We start from the raw sequence: 6697 nt of genomic DNA, 5'->3' as shown, positions 1-6697 counted from the left end.
GGTGCCCCGGTGGGGGCCCCGCCCCCCCCGCGCCGGGGGGCGGTGGTTCCGGCGGCTGTAAACCCCCGGCCCCCCCCCCCCCCCCGGGGGGCCCCCCCCCCCCCGCGCCCCGTAGCGGGCCCCCGCCAGCTCGGTCGCCGAGTCCACGAGGTGCTGGAGGGTGGCGTGGAGTTCGAGATCCGTGCCGACGCTGAGGACCGCTTCGAGCAGCAAGGGCAGGCGGGTGCCGTCCTCATCGATGCCGTCCACGTCCTCGCCCATGATCGTCATGGTCTCATTGTCGTACGAACAGGGTGATTTCGAAGGGTCGGCGAGATCAGTCGTCGTCGGCGAGCGGGTCGCGCACCGCCAGCGGGTCGAGGACCATCGGCTGCACCTTGCCCTCCAGCATCGCTCCGAGGCCCAGGACCGCGCACACGTCGGGCCGTTCGGCGATGTGCACCGGCATGCCGGTCGCCTCGCGCAGCATCTGGTCGAGGCCCGGCAGCAGGGCGCTGCCGCCGACCATCATGATCCCGCGGTCCGCGAGGTCGGCCACCAGGTCCGGCGGGCAGTCGCGCAGCACCTTCCCGATGCCGTCGAGGACCGCCGTCAGCGGGGTGTGGATCGCCTCCCGTACGGCGGCGGTGTCGACGGTCACCGAGCGGGCCAGGCCCGTGGCGACGTCCCGGCCGTGGATCTCCGTGGAGGCCGGACCGTGCGGCGTCAGGCCGTTGCCGCTGAGGGCGAGCTGGAGCGGGCGCACCGACTGGCTCGGCAGCATCAGCTCGTGGTGGTGGCGCAGGTGCTGGATGACGGCGTGGTCGATGGCGTCGCCGCCGATCGGCATCCGCTCGGCCGTGACGATCGAGCCGAGCGAGAGGACCGCGACCTGCGTGGTCGCCGCCCCGCACACCAGGATCATGGTCGCGGTCGGCTGCTCGACCGGGAGCCCGCAGCCCACGGCCGCGGCGATCAGGGTGTCGACCAGCTCGACCCGGCGCGCGCCGAGCCCGACGAGGGTCTCCACGGCGGCGCGCTGCGCGAGGGGGTCGCTGTCGTGGGGCGTGCAGGCCGCCGCGCGCAGCCGCGGCTTGCGGCGGAGCTGACGGCGCAGCTTCTCGCCGAGGAGGTGACGGAGCATCCGCTGCGCCATCTCGATGTCGACGACCGTGCCGCCGGAGACGGGGCGGACGACCCGGATGTAGTCGGGGGTGCGGCCCGTCATCTTCTCCGCCAGCGCGCCGACGGCGATCAGCGCTCCTGTACGGGTGTTGACGGCGGCGACGCTGGGCTCGTCGACGACGAGTCCGGCGCCCTTGACGTAGACCCGGGTGCGAGCGGCCCCCAGGTCGACGGCGACATGGCAACGGCGCAGTTGCTCAAGGCTGACGGTCACGGCGGATCCTCCGGAATGCGGTGCTGGCACGGGCGAGGTGTTTCGCGTTGCGCGGTCCCAGGACCTCCCCGACCCTGATCGACCGGACAGGTCCTAGTTCGCATCGTGCGACCGCCCCGGGCCCGGCGCGCGCTGGGCTGCGCCGCCCGGGGCCACCCGCGGGACGGCGGGGGTCGCGGCGCCGGGCCCGGAGACGTTCCTGACCGAAGCGGGAGAATCGCGACGCACCGCCGACGACCTGCGGTTTCCTCACAGGATCCTCACTTCCGCGCCTACCTGCCGCCGCGTCGCGCCGCATAGCCTGCGGGCCCCATGGACTACTGCCACGCGTGCCGGCGGCATCTCAACGGGGCCCTCGCCTGTGCAGGGTGCGGGACCCCCGTCGAGGAACTGCGGTACGAGACCCCCCACATACCCGTTCCGCCCGCCGAGCCCGAGTACGTCTACGAACTGGACGTCGTGGAGCCGCCGCGGCCCGCGACGGGCGGCCGTCGCGCCGCCCGCACCGCCGCGCGGGGCCGGTCCGCGTCGCGCGGGAGCAGAAGGGCGCGGCCGCGCCGGGGGCGTACGGCGCTCCTCGGGACGCTGGGCGTGGTGCTCGCGGCCGGGACCCTGGGTGTGGTCCAGCTGGCTCTGCAGGAGCCGGAGGCGAGCGGCGCGGCCACGGCCGTGCGGGAGCAGGAGGTCGTCGAGACCCCGCTGTCGCCGACCCCGAACGAGACCACGGAGAGCGCCGCGCCGCCGGACGGCTCCGGCCCGTCCCCGGTCACGGACGCCCCGAGCACGCACGCGCCCACCCGCGAGCACCAGGTGGGCACGGGATCGGGTACGGGTTCGGGATCCGGTTCCGGTACGGGCTCGGGTACGGGTTCCGGTACGGGCTCGGGCTCGGGATCCGGCTCGGGTACGGGCTCCGGTTCCGGTACGGGGGAGGGTTCCGGCGACGGCCCGGCGGAATCGCCGACGCCCACCCGCTCGGCGTCCCCGTCCGCCACACCGGACGTCACACAGCCCGGCACGCCGACCGCCTCGGGCACGGCGACGCCGAAGCCCACGCGCACGGGGCCCACCCCGAGCGGCTCGCCGTCCGGGACGCCCACGGCGACGACGACCCCGAGCTCCACGCCGACCCCGACCGAGACGCCCTGCACCCGCTTCCTCTGGTGGTGCGTCTGAGCGCGTGGTCCAGCGCCTGACCGGCCCTGGAGCCTGTCCGGCGGGCAGGATCTAGATCGCGTCCGTGCCGAGCATCCGCTTCAGCAGGTCCCGCAGGAGGGTCCGCTCGACCTCGGTCAGCTCGCCGAGGGGCTCGCGGGCGAAGTCCAGGGACTCGCGCAGCCGCCGGGCGGTGTCCTGGCCCTCGTCCGTGGGGACAGCCAGCTTGACCCGGCGGTCGTCCGGGTCGGGACGGCGCTCGACGAGGCCGCGGGCCTCCAGACGGTCGACTATCCCCGTGATGTTGGACGGCTCGCACTTCAGCTTCTGGGCGATCCTGCGCATCGGCAGCGGGTCGAGCGAGAGCAGCCCGAGGACCCGGGCCTGCGCGCCGGTCAGCGAGTGCTGAGCGGCCGCCTGCTCGTACTCCTCGTAGTAGCGCGCCACGACCGTGCCGATCAGCTCGACGACTTCGAGGGTCAGGGGGTCCGTGCGTGAGGTGGCCATGGGCGTCATCCTACCCAGATACTTGACAACATGAAATATCAAGGCGCATGGTTGTTTCAGTCAGTGAATCTTTTTCGTTCTGAAGCTTTGCCTGGAGGCCGTGCTCATGTCCGTTCTTCCCGCGTCCAGCCGTGAGTGGCACCTCGTCGCCCGTCCGCACGGCTGGCCGACCGCCGCCGACTTCGCCCTGCGCGAGGTCCCGGTCACCGAGCCCGCCGAGGGCCGCATCCTCGTGCGCAACCTGCACTTCTCCGTCGACCCGTACATGCGGGGCCGGATGAACGACGTGAAGTCGTACATCCCGCCGTTCCAGCTGGACCGCCCCATGGACGGCGGCGCGGTCGGCGAGGTCGTCGCGTCCAACGCGGAGGGCTTCGCCGTCGGCGACCACGTCCTGCACGGCCTCGGCTGGCGCGAGTACGCCGACGTCCCGGCGCAGCAGGCGACCAAGGTCGACCCGGCGCTCGCCCCCCTCTCCGCCTACCTCGGCGTGCTCGGCATGACCGGCCTCACGGCCTACGCGGGCCTCTTCGAGGTCGCCTCCTTCAAGGAGGGCGACGCCGTCTTCGTCTCCGGCGCGGCCGGGGCCGTCGGCAGCCAGGTCGGCCAGATGGCGCGGCTCAAGGGCGCCTCCCGGGTCATCGGCTCCGCCGGCTCCGACGAGAAGGTGAAGTTCCTCGTCGAGGAGCTCGGCTTCGACGCGGCCTTCAACTACAAGAACGGCCCGGTCAAGGACCAGCTCCGCGAGGCCGCCCCGGACGGCATCGACGTCTACTTCGACAACGTCGGCGGCGACCACCTCGAAGCCGCGATCTCCTCGCTCAACGTGCACGGCCGCGCCACCATCTGCGGCATGATCGCCCAGTACAACGACACGGAGCCGGTCCCCGGCCCGCGCAACATGGCGATGATCATCGGCAAGCGGCTGCGCCTCCAGGGCGTCCTCGTCGGCGACCACTACGGCCTGCAGAACCAGTTCGTCCAGGAAGTCGGCGGCTGGCTCGCCTCCGGCGAGCTGAAGCACCGCGAGACCTTCGTGGACGGCATCGAGAACGGCGTGGACGCCTTCCTCGGACTGCTCCGCGGGGACAACACCGGAAAGATGATCGTTTCGGTGACCCGCTAGTCTTCCCTCAGCCGTCGCGATCGTGGGCGCGAGTCGCGGCGAACCCATGAAGGAAGTACCTCGCATGTCGATCCAGCACTCCGACGTTCTCTACACCGCCGTCGCCACCGCCGAGAACGGGCGTGACGGCCGTGTCGCCACCGACGACGGCCAGCTCGACGTCGTCGTCAACCCGCCGAAGGCCATGGGCGGCTCCGGCGCCGGCACCAACCCCGAGCAGCTCTTCGCGGCGGGCTACAGCGCCTGCTTCCAGGGCGCGCTCGGCGTCGTCGCCCGCAACGAGAACGCCGACATCTCCGGCTCGACGGTCACCGCCGAGGTGGGCATCGGCAAGAACGACGACGGCTTCGGCATCATCGTCAAGATCTCGGCGACCATCCCGAACGTGGACGTCGAGACCGCCAAGAGCCTGATCGAGAAGGCCCACCAGGTCTGCCCGTACTCCAAGGCGACCCGCGGGAACATCACGGTCGAGCTCGCCGTCTGAGCTCCGGACCGGCACACTGAGTGAGGGCCGCACCCCGACCGACCGGGGTGCGGCCCTCACCGCGTTCGTCAGTAGGCTGGCTCCCATGCGTGATCTCGGGGTGGGTTTCAGGTACCTGGTACAGGGCCAGAAGTGGGTCGGCCGGCACGGACGGTGGTTCGGATTCGGGCTCTTGCCCGGGCTCGTGGCCCTCGTCCTCTACGCGGGCGCGCTCGTCGGCCTCGGCTACGGAGCCGACGACCTGGTGGCCTGGCTGACGCCGTTCGCCGACGACTGGACCTCGCCCTGGCTCGGGATGTTCCGGGGCACGCTCACGGGCCTCGTCTTCGTCTTCGGGCTCTTCCTCGCGGTCATCACCTTCACCGCCGTCACCCTCCTCGTCGGCCAGCCCTTCTACGAGTCCCTCTCCGAGGAGGTCGACCGCAGCGAGGGCGGCGACGTGCCCGAGTCCGGGCTCCCGCTCTGGCGCGAGCTGTGGATCTCGGCCCGGGACAGCCTGCGGGTCCTGCTGCGGGTCGCGTTCTACGGCATCCTGCTCTTCGCCTGCGGTTTCATCCCGGTGGTCGGCCAGACCGTCGTCCCCGTCCTCGGCTTCTGCGTCTCCGGCTTCTTCCTCGCCGAGGAGCTCACGGCCGTCGCGCTCCAGCGCCGGGGCGTCGAGCTCAAGGAGCGTCTCGCGCTGCTGCGCGGGCGCCGCATGGCCACCCTCGGCTTCGGCGTGCCGCTGACCCTCGCCTTCCTGGTGCCGTTCGTCGCCGTCTTCCTGATGCCCGGAGCAGTCGCCGGAGCCACCCTGATGGCCCGCGACCTGCGTGGCGAGACGGCCGGCGAGGACGAGGACGACGACCGGGACGACCACCGGGACGGGCACGCCGTGCCCCCGCTCCACCGGCCGCAGCACTTCTGACCCCCGGAGGAGCCCCCGGTCCTCGGGCGCCTCACGCGCCTCAGGCGCCTCAGCCCTCCAGGGCCGGGGCGCCTTACGCGTCTCAGGAGCCTCAGCCCTCCAGGACCGGGTGCAGCTCCGGCCGCGCGTCCCACCAGGTCCGGTAGAAGGCGTTGTTGTCCACGTTCGCCAGATAGGCCCGGACCGCCGCCCGGTACAGCAGCTCCGCGTGCGGGGCCGGGACCGCCGCCCGGTTCCAGGCGAGCCGGATCCGCCCCATGACCGGGTCGCCCTCCAGCGGGCGCAGCACCGTGCCCGGCGTGGGCGGGGCCGTCGGCTGGCTCATCGAGATCGCCCGGCCCGCCGCGATCAGGTCGTAGTGCATCTTCCGGTCGGCCACCCGGTGCCGCAGCGAGGGCGTGAACCCGGCCTTCGCGCAGGCCGCGACGAGCGCCTCCGGCCCGCCGTCGTCGTCCTCCACCAGCGTCATCCAGTCCTCGCCCGCCAGCTCGGCCAGCGCGATCCGGTCCTTGGCGGCCAGCGGGTGCGCGGCCGACAGCCGCACGCAGAACGGCTCCTTGGGCACCAGGGTCCGGGCCGTCGTCCCCTCCGGCAGCGGCACCTCGTGGTCGTTGACCTCCCCGTACAGCACGGCGTCGTACCGTCCCGCGCCGAGCTGCCGGGTCAGTGTCGTCGCCGAGTGCTCCACGGTCACCGCGATGTCCTGCCCCGCCATGACCTGCTCCAGCTGCCCCAGCAGCCCGTCGACGAGCACGAGCAGGATGCAGCCGAGGCGCAGCGGGGTGTGCGGGGCGACGGCCCGCGCCCCGGCGGCCAGAGCGTCCATCTCGCCGAGGACGAGCCGTGCCTTGGAGAGCACGAACTCGCCCAGCGGGGTGGGCTCCACACCGTGCCGGCCGCGCAGGAACAGCTCCCCGCCCGCGACCCGTTCGATCCGGCGCAGCTGCGCCGAGAGAGCCGGCTGCGAGACCCCGAGCCGCCCGGCCGCGCGCCCCAGACTGCCCGCTTCCGCTATCCGGCAGACGGCCTCAAGATGCCTCAACTCCAGCTGCATTTCAGCAGCGTACGCAGCACGGCACGGGCGCACCATAACCCGCGTCTTATGCCGGATGAGATGTCCCGAACTGGCCATGTCCA

Annotated in this window: 8 protein-coding genes; 5 read left to right on the top strand and 3 right to left on the bottom strand. The window is 72.6% G+C overall.

The genetic code is table 11. The features are described from left to right. Positions 1-165: 165 nt before the first annotated feature. On the top strand, positions 166-297 hold the full coding sequence (locus ACFC0G_RS20650; protein WP_376405211.1) for a hypothetical protein: 132 nt from the start codon (positions 166-168) through the stop codon (positions 295-297). A 19-nt stretch (positions 298-316) separates the two neighbouring features. Here the strand turns inward: ACFC0G_RS20650 and ACFC0G_RS20645 are convergent, their stop codons facing one another. Beyond that, positions 317-1378, bottom strand: coding sequence for a rod shape-determining protein (locus tag ACFC0G_RS20645; RefSeq protein ID WP_376405209.1), 1062 nt, complete (start codon positions 1376-1378; stop codon positions 317-319). Between the two features lie 312 nt (positions 1379-1690). Between ACFC0G_RS20645 and ACFC0G_RS20640 the strand changes: the two genes are divergently transcribed. Further along, entirely contained in the window at positions 1691-2554 is an 864-nt protein-coding gene (locus tag ACFC0G_RS20640) for a hypothetical protein (protein WP_376405207.1), read from the top strand. Positions 2555-2605: 51 nt separating this feature from the next. On the opposite strand, the gene ACFC0G_RS20635 is transcribed toward ACFC0G_RS20640, so the two are convergent. Continuing rightward, positions 2606-3040, bottom strand: coding sequence for a MarR family winged helix-turn-helix transcriptional regulator (locus tag ACFC0G_RS20635; RefSeq protein ID WP_376405205.1), 435 nt, complete (start codon positions 3038-3040; stop codon positions 2606-2608). 106 nt (positions 3041-3146) lie between these two features. On the opposite strand from ACFC0G_RS20635, the gene ACFC0G_RS20630 reads away from it, so the two are divergent. The 3 genes from ACFC0G_RS20630 to ACFC0G_RS20620 all read left to right on the top strand — a co-directional run bounded on the left by ACFC0G_RS20630 (position 3147) and on the right by ACFC0G_RS20620 (position 5560). Then, the gene (locus ACFC0G_RS20630; RefSeq protein ID WP_376405203.1) at positions 3147-4166 is read left to right on the top strand and encodes an NADP-dependent oxidoreductase; all 1020 of its coding nucleotides are present in this window, start codon (positions 3147-3149) and stop codon (positions 4164-4166) included. A 64-nt stretch (positions 4167-4230) separates the two neighbouring features. Next, positions 4231-4653 (top strand): organic hydroperoxide resistance protein, encoded by a 423-nt coding sequence (locus ACFC0G_RS20625; protein ID WP_266891541.1) that lies wholly within the window; start codon positions 4231-4233, stop codon positions 4651-4653. An 85-nt stretch (positions 4654-4738) separates the two neighbouring features. Next, the gene (locus ACFC0G_RS20620) at positions 4739-5560 is read left to right on the top strand and encodes an EI24 domain-containing protein (RefSeq protein ID WP_376405201.1); all 822 of its coding nucleotides are present in this window, start codon (positions 4739-4741) and stop codon (positions 5558-5560) included. Between the two features lie 91 nt (positions 5561-5651). On the opposite strand, the gene ACFC0G_RS20615 is transcribed toward ACFC0G_RS20620, so the two are convergent. Next, the gene (locus ACFC0G_RS20615; RefSeq protein ID WP_376405199.1) at positions 5652-6614 is read right to left on the bottom strand and encodes a LysR family transcriptional regulator; all 963 of its coding nucleotides are present in this window, start codon (positions 6612-6614) and stop codon (positions 5652-5654) included. Positions 6615-6697: the final 83 nt, after the last annotated feature.

The sequence above is a fragment of the Streptomyces sp. NPDC056169 genome, from assembly GCF_042268445.1.
Taxonomy (GTDB): domain Bacteria; phylum Actinomycetota; class Actinomycetes; order Streptomycetales; family Streptomycetaceae; genus Streptomyces.
The sequence above is the reverse complement of the archived record's forward strand: the minus strand, read 5'-3'. Positions and strand labels throughout refer to the sequence as shown.

What these genes read in the sequence shown, in the direction of transcription:
- ACFC0G_RS20640 (WP_376405207.1), top strand. Translation starts at nt 1,691, where the DNA reads ATGGACTACTGCCACGCGTGCCGGCGGCATCTCAACGGGGCCCTCGCC.
- ACFC0G_RS20630 (WP_376405203.1), top strand. Translation starts at nt 3,147, where the DNA reads ATGTCCGTTCTTCCCGCGTCCAGCCGTGAGTGGCACCTCGTCGCCCGT.
- ACFC0G_RS20615 (WP_376405199.1), bottom strand. Translation starts at nt 6,614, where the DNA reads ATGCAGCTGGAGTTGAGGCATCTTGAGGCCGTCTGCCGGATAGCGGAA.
- ACFC0G_RS20625 (WP_266891541.1), top strand. Translation starts at nt 4,231, where the DNA reads ATGTCGATCCAGCACTCCGACGTTCTCTACACCGCCGTCGCCACCGCC.
- ACFC0G_RS20620 (WP_376405201.1), top strand. Translation starts at nt 4,739, where the DNA reads ATGCGTGATCTCGGGGTGGGTTTCAGGTACCTGGTACAGGGCCAGAAG.
- ACFC0G_RS20635 (WP_376405205.1), bottom strand. Translation starts at nt 3,040, where the DNA reads ATGGCCACCTCACGCACGGACCCCCTGACCCTCGAAGTCGTCGAGCTG.